At 67.4% G+C, this 16883-nt stretch carries 17 protein-coding genes and 1 pseudogene; 11 read left to right on the top strand and 7 right to left on the bottom strand.

The genetic code is table 11. The annotated features are described in order from the left end of the window. The first annotated feature begins 4 nt into the window (after positions 1-4). From BG90_RS13555 to sufT, 4 genes are read left to right on the top strand one after another with little or no spacing between them, the layout of a single operon-like run. Positions 5-1249, top strand: coding sequence for a SufD family Fe-S cluster assembly protein (locus tag BG90_RS13555; protein WP_025989918.1), 1245 nt, complete (start codon positions 5-7; stop codon positions 1247-1249). Beyond that, positions 1242-2480, top strand: coding sequence for an aminotransferase class V-fold PLP-dependent enzyme (locus BG90_RS13550; protein WP_010116316.1), 1239 nt, complete (start codon positions 1242-1244; stop codon positions 2478-2480). The genes BG90_RS13555 and BG90_RS13550 overlap by 8 nt, the downstream gene beginning before the upstream one ends. Continuing rightward, positions 2477-2968, top strand: coding sequence for a Fe-S cluster assembly sulfur transfer protein SufU (sufU, locus tag BG90_RS13545; protein ID WP_010116317.1), 492 nt, complete (start codon positions 2477-2479; stop codon positions 2966-2968). The genes BG90_RS13550 and sufU overlap by 4 nt, the downstream gene beginning before the upstream one ends. After that, positions 2965-3510, top strand: a complete 546-nt coding sequence (gene sufT, locus BG90_RS13540) for a putative Fe-S cluster assembly protein SufT (protein WP_010105191.1) — start codon at positions 2965-2967, stop codon at positions 3508-3510. Before sufU ends, sufT begins: the two co-directional genes overlap by 4 nt. Before the next feature lie 228 nt (positions 3511-3738). On the opposite strand, the pseudogene BG90_RS13535 reads toward sufT, so the two are convergent. Beyond that, positions 3739-4136, bottom strand: a pseudogene (locus BG90_RS13535) (DUF2249 domain-containing protein). Positions 4137-4227: 91 nt separating this feature from the next. Here BG90_RS13535 and BG90_RS13530 point away from each other — a divergent pair. Further along, complete coding sequence (locus BG90_RS13530; RefSeq protein ID WP_010105195.1) at positions 4228-4713, top strand: RrF2 family transcriptional regulator; 486 nt, start codon at positions 4228-4230, stop codon at positions 4711-4713. 146 nt (positions 4714-4859) lie between these two features. On the opposite strand, the gene BG90_RS13525 is transcribed toward BG90_RS13530, so the two are convergent. Further along, entirely contained in the window at positions 4860-5273 is a 414-nt protein-coding gene (locus BG90_RS13525; protein ID WP_010105199.1) for a bacteriohemerythrin, read from the bottom strand. Between the two features lie 397 nt (positions 5274-5670). Between BG90_RS13525 and cyoA the strand changes: the two genes are divergently transcribed. From cyoA to cyoD, 4 genes are read left to right on the top strand one after another with little or no spacing between them, the layout of a single operon-like run. Next, positions 5671-6561 (top strand): ubiquinol oxidase subunit II, encoded by an 891-nt coding sequence (gene cyoA, locus BG90_RS13520; protein WP_045568169.1) that lies wholly within the window; start codon positions 5671-5673, stop codon positions 6559-6561. Between the two features lie 3 nt (positions 6562-6564). Further along, positions 6565-8577, top strand: coding sequence for a cytochrome o ubiquinol oxidase subunit I (cyoB, locus tag BG90_RS13515; protein ID WP_045568168.1), 2013 nt, complete (start codon positions 6565-6567; stop codon positions 8575-8577). Then, complete coding sequence (gene cyoC / locus BG90_RS36995) at positions 8577-9182, top strand: cytochrome o ubiquinol oxidase subunit III (protein ID WP_010105214.1); 606 nt, start codon at positions 8577-8579, stop codon at positions 9180-9182. The genes cyoB and cyoC overlap by 1 nt, the downstream gene beginning before the upstream one ends. Continuing rightward, positions 9183-9515 (top strand): cytochrome o ubiquinol oxidase subunit IV, encoded by a 333-nt coding sequence (gene cyoD, locus BG90_RS36990; protein WP_010116320.1) that lies wholly within the window; start codon positions 9183-9185, stop codon positions 9513-9515. Here the strand turns inward: cyoD and BG90_RS36435 are convergent. Then, positions 9490-9897 carry a hypothetical protein gene (locus BG90_RS36435; protein WP_162486566.1) on the bottom strand — a complete coding sequence of 136 codons (408 nt, stop codon included), beginning with the start codon at positions 9895-9897 and terminating at the stop codon, positions 9490-9492. The genes cyoD and BG90_RS36435 overlap by 26 nt on opposite strands. Between BG90_RS36435 and BG90_RS13500 the strand changes: the two genes are divergently transcribed. Further along, complete coding sequence (locus BG90_RS13500) at positions 9779-11011, top strand: fatty acid desaturase (RefSeq protein ID WP_107950868.1); 1233 nt, start codon at positions 9779-9781, stop codon at positions 11009-11011. The two genes, BG90_RS36435 and BG90_RS13500, sit on opposite strands and share 119 nt — an antisense overlap. Positions 11012-11180: 169 nt before the next feature. Here the strand turns inward: BG90_RS13500 and BG90_RS13495 are convergent, their stop codons facing one another. Beyond that, complete coding sequence (locus BG90_RS13495) at positions 11181-11975, bottom strand: ABC transporter substrate-binding protein (protein ID WP_010105220.1); 795 nt, start codon at positions 11973-11975, stop codon at positions 11181-11183. A gap of 420 nt (positions 11976-12395) precedes the next feature. Between BG90_RS13495 and gstA the strand changes: the two genes are divergently transcribed. After that, positions 12396-13001 (top strand): glutathione transferase GstA, encoded by a 606-nt coding sequence (gstA, locus tag BG90_RS13490; RefSeq protein ID WP_010105221.1) that lies wholly within the window; start codon positions 12396-12398, stop codon positions 12999-13001. A 31-nt stretch (positions 13002-13032) separates the two neighbouring features. Here gstA and astE read toward each other — a convergent pair whose 3' ends face one another. The 3 genes from astE to astD are packed head-to-tail and all read right to left on the bottom strand — an operon-like array spanning position 13033 to position 16883. Continuing rightward, a complete protein-coding gene (astE, locus tag BG90_RS13485) occupies positions 13033-14082 on the bottom strand; it encodes a succinylglutamate desuccinylase (protein ID WP_010116322.1) in 1050 nt (349 codons plus the stop codon). Beyond that, positions 14066-15406, bottom strand: coding sequence for an N-succinylarginine dihydrolase (astB, locus tag BG90_RS13480; RefSeq protein ID WP_010105228.1), 1341 nt, complete (start codon positions 15404-15406; stop codon positions 14066-14068). Before astB ends, astE begins: the two co-directional genes overlap by 17 nt. 13 nt (positions 15407-15419) lie before the next feature. Next, positions 15420-16883: a succinylglutamate-semialdehyde dehydrogenase gene (gene astD, locus BG90_RS13475; protein WP_010116323.1), complete on the bottom strand. Its 1464-nt coding sequence runs from the start codon at positions 16881-16883 to the stop codon at positions 15420-15422.

Here is a 16883-nt window from a genome sequence, read left to right as displayed (position 1 = left end):
CGCGATGACGACAACAGACACCGACAGGATCGCCGAAAGGCTCGCCGCCCGCCGCCAATTGGCGGAACACGGCTGGATCTCCCGCCGCGCCGAATCGTTCCGTCATCTGCCGCCGCCCGCGGCCGATGCGTGGCTCGGCGACGACGTTCGCGGCGCACACGCGATCGACCTGCCCGCCGCGCGCGCCGGCTGGATGCTCGCGCCCGTCGGTTCCGGCTCGCTCGAGCATGTCGATGCGTGCTGGCTGAGCGCCGCCGATCCCGCCGAGCGCGCCGCGCTATTCGCGGATCTGCCGACGCAACCCGGCGACGACGCCGCACCGTTTTTCTGGGCGCATCGCGCGCTGTGCGAAGCGGGCCTGCGTCTGCGCATCGGCAGCGGCCCGACGCGCCGCGCGCCCGCGATGCTGCAGCTTCGACTGCAGCCGCATGCGAGCGTCGAAGCGCCGCTCGTCGTCATCGACGTGCAGCCCGGCGCGCACTGCGTGCTGATCGAGTCGCACGGGCACGATCTCGCGGGCCGGAGCCGCCCGGTCACGCAGAATCTGCATGCGTACGTGCGGCTCGGCGCCGGCGCGTCGCTCGAGCATCTGCGCATCGCGACACCCGGCACGCACGACCGGATCGCGCATCACGTGCACGTGCGGCTCGAGCGCGACGCGCAATACCGGCAATCGCTGCTCGGCACGGGCAGCGACTACCACTTGCAGCGCACCGTGCTCGACCTGCGCGGCGAACGCGCGCTCGCACGCGCGTCCGGCGTGCTGTTCGCATCGGCACATGCGAAGCTCGAGCAGCAAGTGCGCGCGGCGCACGCCGCGGCGCACACGCAAAGCTCGATCGATACGCTCGCGCTCGCGAGCGGCGATGCTCAGGTCGTCGCGAACGCGTTTTCGTCGATCGCGGCGGGCGCGGCGGGCGCCGATCTTCGGCAGCGTCTGAGCGGCATTCCGACGAGCGGCGAGCCGCGCGTCGTGCTGCGACCGCATCTCGAGATCCATCACGACGACGTGCAGGCGGCGCACGGCGCGACGTGGGGCGCATTGCCCGACGACGCGCTCTTCTACGCCTGCCAGCGCGGTCTCGATCGGCGCGACGCGCTGGCGATGATCGTCACCGGGATGGCGCACGCGGCGCTCGCACGCGGCATCGACACGCCCGGCATGCTGGAGACGCTCGGCGGCGACGCGCTGCTCGCACGCGAAGTCGCACGGCACCTCGCCGAACAACCGGAGAGCCGTCATGGGTGACACGCTGCGCTCCGCCGCGATGGCGAGCGCGTTTCCGGCGCTCGCGCAGCGCATCAACGGCGTGCCGCTCGCCTATCTCGACAACGCGGCGACGACGCAGATGCCGCAGTCCGTCCTTGCCGCGATGCGCCGCTTCGACGAGTGCGATCGCGCGAACATTCATCGCGGCGTCCATACGCTGAGCCAGCGCGCGACCGACGCGTACGAGCGTGCGCGCGATACGCTGACGCGCTTCGTCGGCGCAGGCGCCGATCACCTGCTCGTCTTCACGTCCGGCACGACCGACGCGCTGAATCTCGTCGCGCAAGGCCTGTCGCTTCCGGGACACGCGCCCGCGGTGCTGCGCGAAGGCGACGAGATCGTCGTCAGCGCGCTCGAGCACCACGCGAACCTCGTGCCGTGGCAAATGGCCGCGCGCCGCTGCGGTGCGCGATTGCGGATCCTCCATCCCGATCCGCAAGGCCGTCTGCATGTGAAGGACCTCGAACGATTGCTGACGCCGCGCACCCGCGTGTTCGCGGTAACGGCCTGCTCGAACGCGACGGGCGAGCGGCCGCCGTACGAAGCGCTGCTCGCGGCCGCGCGCGCGGCGGGCGCGCTGACGGTGCTCGACGCGGCGCAGGCGGTCGGCCACGAAGTGCCGGAACTGTCGACGCTCGCGTGCGACTTCGTCGCGTTCTCCGGCCACAAGATGTACGGACCGATGGGAACGGGCGCGCTCGCCGGCCGCCGTGACGCGCTCGAGCGGCTCGTCCCGCTGCGCTTCGGCGGCGACATGGTGAGCTGGGTCAGCGAAGCGGACGCGACATTCGACGCATTGCCGGCGCGGCTCGAAGGCGGCACGCCGAATGTCGCGGGCGTCGTCGGGATGGCGGCGGCCGCCGACTACATCGACGAAATCGGCCGTGCGACGATCGACGCGCACGTGCGCGCGCTGCGCGATCACGCGGCCGCGGGCCTCGCGGCGATCGACGGCGTGACCGTGCTCGCCGAGCGCGCATCGTCGGCGATCGTGTCGTTCGCCGCCGACGGCGCGCATCCGCACGACATCGGCACCTTGCTCGACGAGCGCGGCATCGCGGTGCGCACGGGCTACCACTGTGCGCAGCCGCTTCTCGAGCGGCTCGGCTGCGGGCCGACGACGCGCGCGTCGTTCGCGCTCTACAACACGCACGACGAGGTCGAACGTCTCGTGGCCGGCGTCGCGCGAGCACTGAAGGTATTGCGATGAATCCGACTTCCTCCCTCGCTGCGCCCACCGACGCGCAAAGCACGCTCTATCAGGAGCTCATCGTCGAGCACAAGCGCGCGCCGCGTCACTTCGGCAAGCTCGGCGATCCGACGCACGAAGCGCGTGGGCACAATCCGCAATGCGGCGACGATCTGAAGGTGCAGTTGCGCATCGAAGGCGGTCGGGTCGGCGACATCCGCTTCGACGGCCACGGCTGCGCGATCTGCATCGCGTCCGCGTCGATGATGACGGAGGCCGTGATCGGCCGCGACGTCGAAGCCGCGCGACAGCTGCAGCAGCGATTCCGCGCGGTGCTGACGGGCCAGGCCGAGCCCGACGAAGCGTATCTCGGCAAGCTCGCGAGCCTCGTCGCCGTGCGGCGCTATCCGAGCCGCATCAAATGCGCGCTGCTCGGCTGGCATGCGCTCGCGCACGCGCTCGACACGCCCGCGGCCGCTTCGTTCGATCAGGAGTCGAGAACATCATGAGACGACCGAAAGAAACTGTCGTCGTGCAGCGAGCAGTCGCGGTCGAATGCGTGCCGTCCGGCGCGCCGCTCGACATTCCGGCGGGCACGATCGCCGAAGTCACGCAGGCGCTCGGCACGAACTTCACGCTCGTCGTCGGCGGCCAGATGGTGCGGCTGCGCGGCGCGGATGCGGACGCGATCGGCCGGGTTCCGCCCGAGACCATCGACGTGCCGGACGACGTCTCGCCGGACGAGGCCGAAGCGTTCATCTGGCAGACGCTGAAGACCTGCTACGACCCGGAGATTCCGGTCGACATCGTCGAGCTCGGCCTCATCTACGCGTGCACGATCGAGCCCGCCGAGCACGATCGGCTGCGCGTGTCGATCAGGATGACGTTGACGGCGCCCGGCTGCGGAATGGGCGAAGCGCTCGCCGACGAAGTTGCCGACAAGGTGCTCGCGCTGCCGTTCGTCGGCGAGGTCAACGTCGACATGGCGTTCGATCCGCCGTGGGATCGCTCGCGAATGTCGGAGACGGCGATGCTGACGCTCGGTCTCTGACGCGAAAGCGCCGTAGCAATGAAATGACGACACGCTGAAGCCGATCGATCGCATCTTTGCCGCCCGCGCTCGCGGGCGTTTTCTCGATCGGGTTCGACAGCTTCGAGGCCGGGAGAAACGATGCTTGTCCGTGCGGGAGCATGACGCGCCGCACGACACACCGACGCCCGCCCCGGCTCGCCGCAGCGATGCGACGCGACACGCAGGCCGGACGCCGCATCACGCGACTCAACCGCCGCAGCCGCCGCCCGAGCAGCAGCTATCGCCCGCATCGTGGCCGAATGCGCCGTCGCGCTTCGCGATCTGCACACGCCACTGCGACGGCCCGGCCTCCAGATAGGTCCATTCGAACGAATCGGACGCGCGCTCCTCGAGCTGGTAATAAAGCGGCTTCGGATCGTGATCGTTGATGAGCTGCAATGCTTCGCCGCCGGGCAATGCGTCGAAGGTGCCGAAGATCAGCGCGTGGCGCTTGTGATGAGGAATCCTGCGAACGTCGATGATGGATGCGTACTGCTCGGTCATGACATGGCTCTTGAAAAGGGAGAGAGATGCGGCGCGCGGCCGGTGTGGAACGCTCGCCACCTGCGGGGAAATGCCGTCGGCGATCACCTGGCTTGCAACATGCATCGGTTAGCGATATAACGTGCATGTATTGAGCATGTTATATCGCCCCCTCCTCGACAGCAACATAAGACATGCCTCTTTTTGCCACGTATGCGACTCTCTGAATACACGGACTACACGTTGCGCGTGCTGATGTACTGCGCGTCGAATCCGGACCGACTCATCACGATCGCCGAACTCGCCGAGCGCCACAACGTGTCCAAGAATCACCTGACGAAAATCGTCAACAGCCTCGCGCGCCAGGGCACGCTCGAGACGACGCGCGGTCGCGGCGGCGGCGTGCGTCTTGCGCTGCCGCCCGGGCGCATCGGCATCGGAGACGTGATCCGCGCATCCGAAACCGATTTTCGTCTCGTCGAGTGCTTCGACCGGCACACGAACACTTGCATGCTCGCGGCGAAATGCCGGCTCGAGCGGCTGCTCGACAGCGCACTGCGCGCGTACTTCAAGGAGCTGGACGGCGCGACGCTCGCCGATCTCGTCGGTCCGCCGGCGAAGAACGGATTGAGCGCGGCCGAAAAGCTGCATGAGTTCGCGATCGCGATGCCGGCGAAGGGAGCCGCGCGAACGCGATGACGCTCGCATGTTCGAAGGCGGACGTGCAACACGCATCGCGCTCGAACGAACGCGATGCCCGATCGTTGCGCAACTGAGCCAGCCGCAGCCGCGCCCTGCTCCGTTCGCCGTCTTCGCACCGCCGCTCCACGATCGGCGGAGCCGCGTCAGACTTCGGTCTGCTCGTCCGTCATCGCGAAATTGAGCATCTTCAGGTGCGCGACCATCATCGAATCCATCGTCCGGACGTGATGATCGAACCATTCCGATACCTCGACCAGCAGCCGGCGGCCCAGTTCGAACTGCGCGTCGCGCGCGACCTTCTCGCGCACCGCGGCCGCCACCTTCAGCACTTCGTCGTGATCGGCCGCATGGCAATACTGCGGCCCGAATTTCGTGCTCGCCATCCAGCGCTCTTCTCGTTCGAAGTGCTGCCGGCAGTGATCGGCCCAGGCGTCGAACGCCTGCAGGAAATGCGCGTCGTCCGCACGCGCGGCCGCATCGAGCAGCTGGACGAATTCCGTATGAACGGCGTCGACGAACGGATCGTCGAGTTTCAGCTCGGGTGAGAGATATTGCATCGAAGAACGGAAGTGGTTTGTGACTCGAGGGCGACCTGACGGCTCGCGTCTTCGAAGGTACATGCCGCTCGGGCCTTTCGCTCGCCGATCTTCGTTCCCGTTGATTCAGCACAAGCTTTTCGGGCCGTGCGCGGCCGTCTGCGGCGGTCGGCGCGAGCGCGCGCCGCGTCGGCTTTTTCCGTTCGAGCCGCCTTTCATGCGCGCTTTTTCGCCACGCGTTGAGTCCGTCTGAACAAACATCAAGACCTCGCCCCGTTTGTTGTTTGCGAATCGTCAACATGAGCCGCGCGAAATTCCGCTACATTCCGCCGCCAAAGCGACTGGTTGTCGCATCAAGTTCGACGATGGCGTTTCGACGTCTCGCAAGCCCGCTTCATCACACACTCAGGCGAATGTAATGGTCCGAAGAATTACGAGTAGAACGTCCGCGATCTTGCGATTAGGACTCGTCGCAGGTCTTTCCGGATGCAGCGAGCTGCACGTGCTCGATCCGAAAGGCGCGGTCGGCGCCGCGGAGAAATCGCTGATCGCGACGTCGACGTGGGCGATGCTGATCGTCGTCGTGCCGGTGATCTTCCTGACGCTGCTGTTCGCATGGCGCTACCGCGCCTCGAACCGCAACGCGACCTACGCGCCGAAGTGGGCGCACTCGACCGCGATCGAGATCGTCATCTGGACCGTCCCGTCGCTGATCATCCTGTTCCTCGGCATTCTCACGTGGAAGACGACGCACGAGCTCGATCCGTATCGGCCGCTCGAATCGTCGGTGAAGCCGATCGACGTCGAGGTCGTCGCGCTCGACTGGAAATGGCTGTTCGTCTATCCGGACCTCGGCATTGCTTCGGTAAACCAACTTGCGGTGCCGGTCGGCACGCCGATCAATTTCCGGATCACGTCCGATTCGGTGATGAATTCGTTCTTCATTCCGCAGCTCGGCACGCAGGTCTACGCGATGGCCGGCATGCAGACGCGCCTGCACCTGATCGCCGACGAGCCGGGCGACTTCGCCGGAATCTCCGCGAATTACAGCGGCCGCGGCTTCTCCGACATGAAGTTCCGCACGCTCGCGACGCCGCGCGACGCGTTCGACGCGTGGGTCGCGAAGGTGCGCGCGTCGTCGGAGCGGCTCGACATGACCGCGTATGCCCGGCTCGCGCAGCCTAGCGAAAAACAGCCGGTGCGCTACTACTCGACGGTCGACCCGCGCCTTTTTCACAACATCATCGCGAAATACAACAACGGCCACGTCCTCGATCTGACGGACGCCGCTTGTCGGACGAAGGGGTAACGCATGTTCGGTAAATTGACGCTTTCGGCCATCCCGTTCGATCAGCCGATCGTCATGGGCGCGGCCGCGCTCATGGCGCTCGTCGCGCTCTCGGTCGTCGGCACGCTGACCTATACGAAGCGCTGGAAATGGCTGTGGACCGAGTGGCTCACGTCGGTCGACCACAAGAAGATCGGCGTGATGTATCTCGTCGTCGCGGTGCTGATGCTGCTGCGCGGCTTCGCGGATGCCGTGATGATGCGCCTGCAGCTCGCGTTCGCGTACAACGGTCCCGGTTATCTGCCGCCGCACCATTACGACCAGATCTTCACCGCGCACGGCGTCATCATGATCTTCTTCATGGCGATGGCGCTGCTCGTCGGCCTCTTCAACCTGATCGTGCCGCTGCAGATCGGCGCGCGCGACGTCGCGTTCCCGTTCCTCAACTCACTGAGCTTCTGGATGACGGCCGTCGCCGCGCTGCTGATGAACGTCTCGCTCGTCGTCGGCGAATTCGCGCAGACGGGCTGGCTCGCGTATCCGCCGCTGTCGGAGCTGCAGTTCAGTCCGGGCGTCGGCGTCGACTACTATCTGTGGGCGCTGCAGATATCCGGCGTCGGCACGCTGATCACCGCGATCAACTTCTTCGTGACGATCATCCGGATGCGCGCGCCCGGCATGACGCTGATGAAGATGCCGGTGTTCACGTGGACCGCGCTCTGCTCGAACGTCCTCATCATGGCGACGTTCCCGATCCTGACCGTCGCGCTCGCCCTCCTCGGCCTCGACCGCTATCTCGGCATGCACTTCTTCACGAACGACGCCGGCGGCAACGCGATGATCTACCTGAACCTGATCTGGGCCTGGGGCCATCCGGAGGTGTACATCCTCGTGCTGCCCGCGTTCGGCATCTACTCGGAAGTGATCTCGACGTTCGCGAAGAAGCCGCTCTTCGGCTACAAGACGATGGTCTACGCGTCGTGCGTGATCATGGTGCTCGCGTTCCTCGTGTGGCTGCACCACTTCTTCACGATGGGCTCGGGCGCGAACGTCAACGCGTTTTTCGGCATCATGACGATGGTCATCGCGATTCCGACCGGCGTGAAGATCTTCAACTGGCTGTTCACGATGTACCGCGGCCGCATCGAGTTCACCGCGCCCGTGCTGTGGACGATCGGCTTCATGGTGACGTTCACGCTCGGCGGGATGACGGGCGTGATGATGGCGATTCCCGGCGCGGACTTCGTGCTGCACAACAGCCTGTTCCTGATCGCGCACTTCCATAACGCGATCATCGGCGGCGTCGTGTTCGGCTATTTCGCGGGCTTCCATTACTGGTTCCCGAAGGCGTTCGGCTTCAAGCTCGACGAGAAGCTCGGCAAGCGCGCGTTCTGGTGCTGGTTCGTCGGCTTCTACGTGTCGTTCGTGCCGCTCTACGTGCTCGGCTTCATGGGGATGACGCGGCGTCTGAACCATTACGACAATCCGGCGTGGCATCCGTGGCTCATCGTCGCCGCATGCGGCGTCGCGTTGATCGCGGTCGGCGTGCTGCATCAGGTCGCGCAGGTGTGGGTCGCGGTGCGCAACCGCAACCAGCCCGAATACCGCGACGCGACGGGCGATCCGTGGAACGGCCGCACGCTCGAATGGGCGACGACGTCGCCGCCGCCCGTCTACAACTTCGCGGTGATCCCGACCGTGCACGCGCTCGACGAATTCGCGTACCGCAAGGAACACGGCCTCGGTCTCGGCACCGGCAAGAAGATCGTCTATCAGGACATCCACATGCCGTCGAACACGAGTGCGGGCCTTGTCATCGGCGCGCTCAGCCTGATCCTCGGCTTCGCGCTCGTGTGGCACATCTGGTGGCTCGCGATCGCGGCGCTCGCCGGCATCGTCGCGACGGTGATCCTGTACAGCGCGCGCGATAACGACGGCTATTACATTCCGGCCGAAACGGTCCGCAAGATCGAAGAAAAGCGCGGCGGCACGCGCATTCCGGCACGGCCGGCGGAAGTCGAACTGGAGGTCAACTGATGTCGCACAACACGATGATGCTCGATCACGCGGCATCGCACGATCATCCGCCGTCGCATTCGGTGTTCGGCTTCTGGCTGTACCTGATGACCGACTGCATCGTTTTCGCGGCGCTGTTCGCCACGTTCGCGGTGCTCGGCAACCAGTTCGCGGGCGGCCCGACCGGCAAGGACCTGTTCGACATTCCCGGCGTCGCGCTCGAAACCGCCGCGCTGCTGCTCTCCAGCATCACGTACGGCTTCGCGATGATCGGGGCGCACAAGCGGCGGCGCGGCGCGGTGTTCGGCTGGCTCGCGGTGACGTTCGTGCTCGGCGCGGCGTTCCTCGCGATGGAGTTGCGCGAGTTCTCGCATCTGATCGCCGAAGGCGCGGGACCGCAGCGCAGCGCGTTCCTGTCGTCGTTCTTCACGCTCGTCGGCACGCACGGGCTGCATGTGACGGCCGGCCTCGTGTGGATGGTCGTGCTCGCGCTGCAGGCGCTGCGCCGCCCCGAGCTGACCGAGCGTGACGTGCGCCGGCTCACGTGCCTCAGTCTCTTCTGGCACTTCCTCGATATCGTCTGGATCTGCGTGTTTTCCTTTGTCTATCTTGCGAGCGTGATCTAAATGGCACATACGCATCATTCTCACGGCGATGAAGCGCACGGCACCGTAGGCGGCTACATCGCGGGCTTCATGCTGTCGGTGCTGCTGACGGCCGCATCGTTCGGCCTCGTGATGGGCGGCGTGCTGCCGCCGCGCGAGGCGCTCGTGTCGCTCGCCGTGCTCGCGGGCGTGCAGATCGTCGTGCACCTCGTGTACTTCCTGCACATGAACACGTCGTCGAGCCAGCGCTGGAACGTGATGGCGTTCAGCTACACGGTGCTGACCGCGCTGATCCTGATCTTCGGCACGCTCTGGGTCATGCACAACGTCAACATGAACATGATGTCGCGATAGCCGTTGCCTTGCCTTTCGTCGATGCCGTCCCGCGCGGGGCGACATTGCTTTTGTCGTCGCCGAATCGTGTCGGCGGAATGCGTGCGTCGGCCGGACCGTTTGCCCGGCGTGAACGCAATATTGGATTCGCCGATGTCGCGCGCGAGCCGTTTCCGATTCGCTCGCCGAATCCTCCGCCGATGCGATCGCCGATCGCGCTCGCCGGCACGGTCAGGATCGCGATGCCGCGCGCGGCACGCGTTCCGTCTGCGATCCGGCGACCGATGTGCGCGCCGCCGCCCTCCCCCGCCCGTCGACGCCGTTCGGTCGGCGCATCGCGGAGCATGGGCGTCGGCGCTTCGAAGTCTTTTTGTGGTGCCGATCTTATGAACGACTCTTTCACCCCGGTTCATGTCGACGAGCCGATGCCGCATCGCAAGGTCATCCGCTCGTGGATCACCCCGTTCGGCCAGCGCGTGATCGCGCGCTCGATCGTGCTGCTCGTCGTCGACTACCTGCTGCTCTTCGCCGCGTTCGCAGGCGCGCTGCTCGCGCCGTCGAGCATCGTGAAAATCGTCTGCGGCATGGCGGCCGGCTTCGTCACCGGGCGCCTGTTCATCATCGGCCACGACGCGTGCCACCAGAGCCTCACGCCGAATCACCGGCTCAACCGGTGGCTCGGCCGCATCGCGTTCCTGCCGTCGCTGACGCCGTACAGCCTGTGGGAAGTCGGCCACAACGTCGTCCATCACGGCTACACGAACCTGAAAGGCTTCGACTTCGTATGGGCGCCGCATACGCCCGACGAGTTCGCCGCGCTGTCGCCGACGCGGCGCTTCCTCGACCGCCTCTATCGCAGCGGCTGGGCGCCCGGGCTCTACTATCTCGTCGAGATCTGGTGGCTGCGGATGTACTTTCCGGCAAAGACTTACCTCGGCGCATCGCGGCCCGTGTTCCGGCGCGACTGCCTGCTCGTTACCGGCTTCGCCGCGATCTGGATCGGCGCGGTCGTCCGGATCGCCGCGGCGACGCATCAATCGACGCTCCTGCTGCTCGTCGCGGGCGTCGTCGTTCCGTTCCTGTTCTGGTGCTCGATGATCGGCTTCGTCGTCTACGTCCACCACACCGATCCACGGATCTCGTGGCACGCGAACCGCACCGAATGGTCGCGCACGGCGCCGTTCGTGTCGACGACGCTGCATCTGACGTTCCCGTTCGGCATCGGCGGCCTGTTGCATCACATCATGGAGCACACCGCGCACCACGTCGACATGAGCATCCCGCTGTACGGGCTCAAGGACGCGCAGGCGAAGCTCGAAGCGATGCTGCCGGGGCGGATCGTCGTGCAGCGCTTCAGCTGGCGCTGGTATTTCGATACGGCGCGGCGCTGCAAGCTCTACGACATCGAGCGCAAGTGCTGGACCGACTATCTCGGCCGTCCGACGAGCGACGCGCATCTTCGCGCGGATGCGCCGATGGCGGAGCAGCGTCCGATCGACGCGCCGCACGGCGCATGATGCGCGCCGCCGCGCGGCCGATCGCGTCCCCGCGCTTGCCGCGACGAAGGCGCATCGGCTGACACGACGGCCTCTAGCGGGCAAGCCGCGCGCCGAAACGAAACCGGCCGCTTGCGCGGCCGGCCGGATCGAGCATCGAGACGCGGCGGCGAGCCGCCCGTCGAATGCGTTACTTGAGCGTCACGGGCACGCTGAAGTACTTCTTCGCGAGGCCGTCGATCGTGCCGTCGGCCTTCAGTTCCTTCAGTGCCTGGTTGACCGCGGTCTTCAGCTGAGCATCGTTCTTGCGCAGACCGAAGCCGACACCCGCGCCGAGGATCTCGGCATCGCTCACATGGCCGCCCGCGAACGCGAAGCCCGCGCCTTGCGGCTTCGACAGGAAGCCCTTCGCCCCCGCTTCCGAATCCTGGAACGTCGCGTCGAGACGGCCCGACTTCAGGTCTTCGTACGCGAGATCCTGCGTCTGGTACGGCACGACTTCGACACCCGCCGGCGCCCAGCGCTTCTTCGCGTACACCTCCTGGATCGTGCCCTGCAGCACGCCGATGCGCTTGCCCTTCAGCGACGCGGTCGTCGGCAGCAGCCCGCTGCCCTTCTTCGCGATCAACTGGTTCGGGATCGTGTAGATCGGGTCGGTGAAATCGATCGCCCGGCGACGCTGGTCGGTGATCGTCATGTCGGAGTTGATCGCGTCGAACTTCCGGGCCTGCAGCGCCGGAATCAGTCCGTCGAACGCGTTCTCGACCCATACGCACTTCACCTTCAGCTTCGCGCACACGGCGTTGCCGATGTCGACGTCGAAGCCCGCCAGCTTGCCGTCCGGCGTCTTGTATTCGAACGGCGCATACGACGCCTCGACGCCGAAGCGGATTTCCTTCAGGTCAGCGGCGAACGCGCCGCTCGTCGCAAAGGCTGCGGCCGCTGCGAGCGCGCAGGCGGCCGTCTTTTGCCACGTCAACTTCATCAGGGAGATCTCCTCGATACGATCAAATGGACTCAACACGCTACTCGTACCGGCGCATCTTCGCAGCGCCGGGTCGTCCGGACAAATGCACGGACCGCTCTTGATGCGGCGCAACAGCCGCAACCGCGCGATTGTACCGCCCCGCGCGGGCGCGCGCGGCCGAAACGGGGTGAACGGTGGTCATTGCGGCTCGCAACGCGTCAGCGCGCGAAAAGCGCAAGACGATGTCGCATCCGCGCACGAGGCGGCTCGATACGCGAGAAGCCGCGCCGCGACGATCGCGAAGGCCCCGTCACGCGCCGCAATTGCGCGCCCGCATGCCGCCCGCGCGAGGCGGTGCTATTTTAACGATGCGCGCCGGCCGCTTCGGCGCGTCCCGGCCAATCGGCCCCCGGATCTTTCCAGAGGAGGCGTCAACCGATGAAGCTTTATTACTCACCCGGCGCATGCTCGCTCGCCGTGCGCATCGCGCTGACGGAAGGCGGCATTCCGTTCGAAGGCGTCAAGGTCGATCTGCAGAAGCACGAACTCGCGGACGGCAGCGACTATTACGCGATCTCGCCGCGCGGCTACGTGCCGCTCGTCGAATTCGACGACGGCTCGCGCCACACCGAAGCCGCCGCGCTGCTGCAGCGGATCGGCGATCTCGTGAACGCGGGCGCGCTGATTCCCGTGCACGGCACCGCCGAGCGCTACGACACGATCGAATGGCTGTCCTTCGTCGCGACCGAGCTGCACAAGAGCTATGGATGGCTATGGCGCAAGGACACCGCCGATTCGACGCGGCAGGCCTGCGTCGCGCGGATCGACACGCGCCTGAAGGACGTCGACGCGCATCTCGAAGGCCGCGATTATCTGATCGGCCGCTTCACGGTCGCCGACATTTATCTGTTTACGATCGTCAACTGGTCGAACTTCCTGCAGTTGCCGCTCGATGCGTATCCGCGCGTGCGCGCGTTCATGGAGCGCGTCGCCGCACGGCCGAAGGTGCGCGAAGCGCTCGTCGCCGAAGGGCTCGCGCAGTAGCCCTGCTCCACCGACGCACGCCGCGCGCGGCTCACGCGAGCGCGGCGTGCGTGTCGTCCGTCGTCTCGACGACGAGCAGCCCCGCCCGCAAGCCGGGCTTCACGGACGGATTCGGAAACACGATACGCTCCTCCGCGTGACGCACCGCATAGCGGTAGTCGCCGTCGCGCGCGAGCAGCGTGCCTTGCGCGAACGGCGTGAAGTTCGGCACGTCCTTCGCGACGAACAGCTCGAGCGCGTCGCTTTGCTTCGTGATCTGGTCGACGACCGTGAACACGCGCGGCAGCGGCCCGCGCGACGCGTCGCGGCGGCCGGACACGAGGCCGCGCACGGCCGCGTCGGCGCCCGCGAAACGCGCGAGGTCGTTCTCGCCGAACGGCATCACCTTGCCGAGCTCGAGCGTGCACGCGAGCGCGCCGCAGGACTCCGCCGTGAAATGCGAGAACGTGCTGCCCTTCACCGTATGCAGCAGCACCGCCGCGATCCTCGCTGCGCCGAGCCACTCGAACATCGTGCGCGTCGGCGGCTCGCCCGTGTACGGCAAGAGCGCGAACTGCTCGAACACCGACGCGCGGATCGCCGTGTGCATGTCGATGTGCCAGCGCGCGCCGCGCGCGCGGCCCGCCGTCGCGAAAAAGCGCGCCGCGGCCGCTTCCAGCTCCGCGGCGCGCGGCGCCTCGCGACTCGTCGCGCGCTGCGCATGAAGGCCGCTGAACAGGCGGTTCAGATCGTCGTCGAGATAGCGCTCGCCCGCGCGCATCGCGCCCGGATTGCCGAGCGCGACGAGCAGCCGACAGCGCAGCGGCAGCGCGCCGCGCGCGAGATCGCGCACGAGCATCGACAGCAGCTCGATCGGCGCCGTCTCGTCGCCGTGCACGCCCGCCGACACGAGCACGCTCTGCATCCGCAGCGCCGCGTCGGCCGGCTCGAGTTGCAGCAGGCCGTCGCCGAGCCAGCGCCAGCGCACCGCGCGCGACGCGCATTCGCCCGCGTCCGCGCGCGGCGTGTCGCCCGCGAGCGTCAGCGCGAGGAAGTCGCCGAGCCAGACGGCGTCGCTGCCGCGATCAGCGCTGGAAGTCATAGAGCGAGCCGAGGCCGAGGATCCGCGTCAGTTCGTCGAGCGCGGTGCGCGATTCGTCGAGCAGCGCCGGATCGGCGAGATCCACGGACGACAGCCGGTCGCGATAGTGCGTGTCGATCCACGCGTCGAGCGACGCGAACAGCGTGTCGTCGATCCACACGTTCGGCTTCACCGCCGCGCGCTCCGCGTCGCTCAGCACGACGCGCAGCCGCAGGCACGCGGGCCCGCCGCCGTTCTTCATGCTCTCGCGCAGATCGAACACGCGCACGTCGCGAATCGGCCCGCTGCTGGCGACGAGCTCGTCGAGATACGCCGACACGTTCGCATTCTCGCGGCATTCCTGCGGCACGACGAGCATCTGCGCGCCGTCTTCGCGCGTCAGCAGCTGGCTGTTGAACAGATACGAGCCGACCGCATCGGCGACGCTCACCGCGCGATCCGGCACCTCGATCACGTTCAGCTTCGCGCCGAGCGCGCCGAGCGACGCGGCCAGCGCATCGTAGATCGCCTGCTTGCCGACGAACGCGCGCTCGTGGCAGAACAGCGTGTCGCGATTGCCGACCGCGATCACGTCGTTGTGGAACACGCCCGCATCGACCACGTCCGGGCTCTGCTGCGCATAGATCGTCGCCTCTTCGCGCAGGCCGTGGCGGTGCGCGACCGCGCGGCTCGCCTCGAACGTCTGGCGCGCCGGGAAGCGCGTCGGCTCCGGCCCGCGCCGGTATTCGGAGCGGCCGTACACGAAGAACTCGACGCCGGGCGCGCCGTACTCCGCGCAAAACCGCGTGTGGTTCGCCGCGCCTTCGTCGCCGAGCGCGGGCGTGCCGGGCAGCGCGTCGTGCACCGCGAAGCGCGACTCGTCCGCGAAGATCGCGGCGAGCGTGCGGCGCGTCGACTCGTGCTCGATCGCGCGATGCAGCTTGCTGCACAGGTTCGCCGGCGTGAAGTGCACGCGGCCGTCGCTCGTGTCCGCGGACGGGCTCACCGTCGCCGCGTTCGCGGTCCACATCGCGGACGCGGAGCTCGCGGCCGCGAGGATCTCGGGCGCCTGCTTCGCCGCCTTCGCGATCACGTCGGCGTCCTTGCCGGAAAAGCCGAGCTCGCGCAGCAGGCGCAGCGACGGCCGCTCCTGCGGCGGCAGCACGCCCTGCGCGAAGCCGAGGTCCGCGAGCTGCTTCATCTTGCGCAGCCCCTGCTTCGCGGCCGCCTTCGGATTCGCGTCGGACTTCTCGTTCGACAGCGACGCGACGTTGCCGAACGACAGCCCCGCGTAGTTATGGGTCGGGCCGACGAGCCCGTCGAAATTGGCTTCTTTAGCGTTCATCGTCGCATCCTGCTCAGAAATGAAGGCCCGGCGACAGGCTCGCGGGCATCTGCAATTGCGCGCTTTCGACCGACGCCATCGGGTACGCGCAGTAATCGGCCGCGTAGTACGCGCTCGGGCGATGATTGCCCGAGCGGCCCGCGCCGCCGAACGGCGCCGCCGACGACGCGCCGTTGGTCGGCCGGTTCCAGTTCACGATGCCGGCGCGAATCGCGCGGCGGAACGTGTCCCAGGCTTGCTCGTCGTCGGCGAGGAGCCCCGCCGACAGGCCGAACGCGGTGTCGTTCGCGCGCGCGATCGCGTCGTCGAGATCCGTGTAGCGGACGATCTGCGCGAGCGGGCCGAAGTGTTCCTCGTCGGGCAAATCGCGCACGCCGGTCACGTCGACGATCGACGCGTTCACGAAGCCGAGCGCCGGGTCGCGCTGCTTCATCTCGACGATCGGCACGGCGCCCAGCTCGACGAGCCGCGCCTGCGCGGCGACGAGACGCGCGGCCGCGCGCGCCGAAATTACCGCGCCCATGAACGGCTGCGGATCGGCGTCGTAGACATCGGCCGTGATCTTCGACGTGACGTCCGCGAAGCGCGCGAGGAAGCGATCGCCGAACGCGCCTTGCGGCACGAGGATGCGGCGCGCGCACGTGCAGCGCTGCCCCGCCGACAGGAACGCCGACTGGATCGCGTGATGGACGGCCGCATCGACGTCGGCGACGTCCGCGACGACGAGCGGATTGTTGCCGCCCATCTCGAGCGCGAGCACGATCTCGGGCCGGCCGCCGAACTGCCTGTGCAGCAGCGTGCCCGTGTCCGAGCTGCCGGTGAAGAAGAGCCCGTCGATCTGCCGATGGTTCGCGAGCGCGACACCCGTGTCCTTCTCGCCTTGCACGAGGTTCAGCACGCCCGCGGGCAGTCCCGCGTCGCGCCAGATCTCGACGGTCGCGCGCGCGACGCCGGGCGCGAGCTCCGACGGCTTGAACACGACCGTGTTGCCTGCGATGAGCGCCGGCACGATGTGCCCGTTCGGCAAATGGCCCGGGAAGTTGTACGGGCCGAACACCGCGACGACGCCGTGCGGACGGTGCCGCAGCACCGCGACGCCGTCGGCCATCGGCGCGCGCTTTTCGCCCGTGCGCTCGTGATAGGCGGTGATCGAGAGGTCGACCTTCGCCGCCATCGACGCGACCTCGGTGCGCGCTTCCCACAGCGGCTTGCCGGTTTCGCGGCCGATCATCGTCGCGAGCGCTTCCTTGCGCTCGACGAGAAGCGCGGCGAAGCGCTTGACGATCGCGCAGCGCGCGTCGAGATCGAGCGCCGACCAGCCGGCGAACGCGCGCCGCGCGCTCGCGACCGCGCGGTCGACGTCGCCCGCCGACGCGCTCGCGCCTTCCCACACGCGCTCGTTCGTGCCCGGGTTGCGCGACGAGAAGACGGGGCCCGCGCCGTCGACCCAGGCGCCGTCGATGAAGAGTTCAGTCAT

This window comes from Burkholderia oklahomensis C6786 (assembly GCF_000959365.1).
Lineage (GTDB): Bacteria > Pseudomonadota > Gammaproteobacteria > Burkholderiales > Burkholderiaceae > Burkholderia > Burkholderia oklahomensis.
Note: the sequence above shows the minus strand (reverse complement) of the source record. Positions and strands in the feature narration are given on the sequence as shown.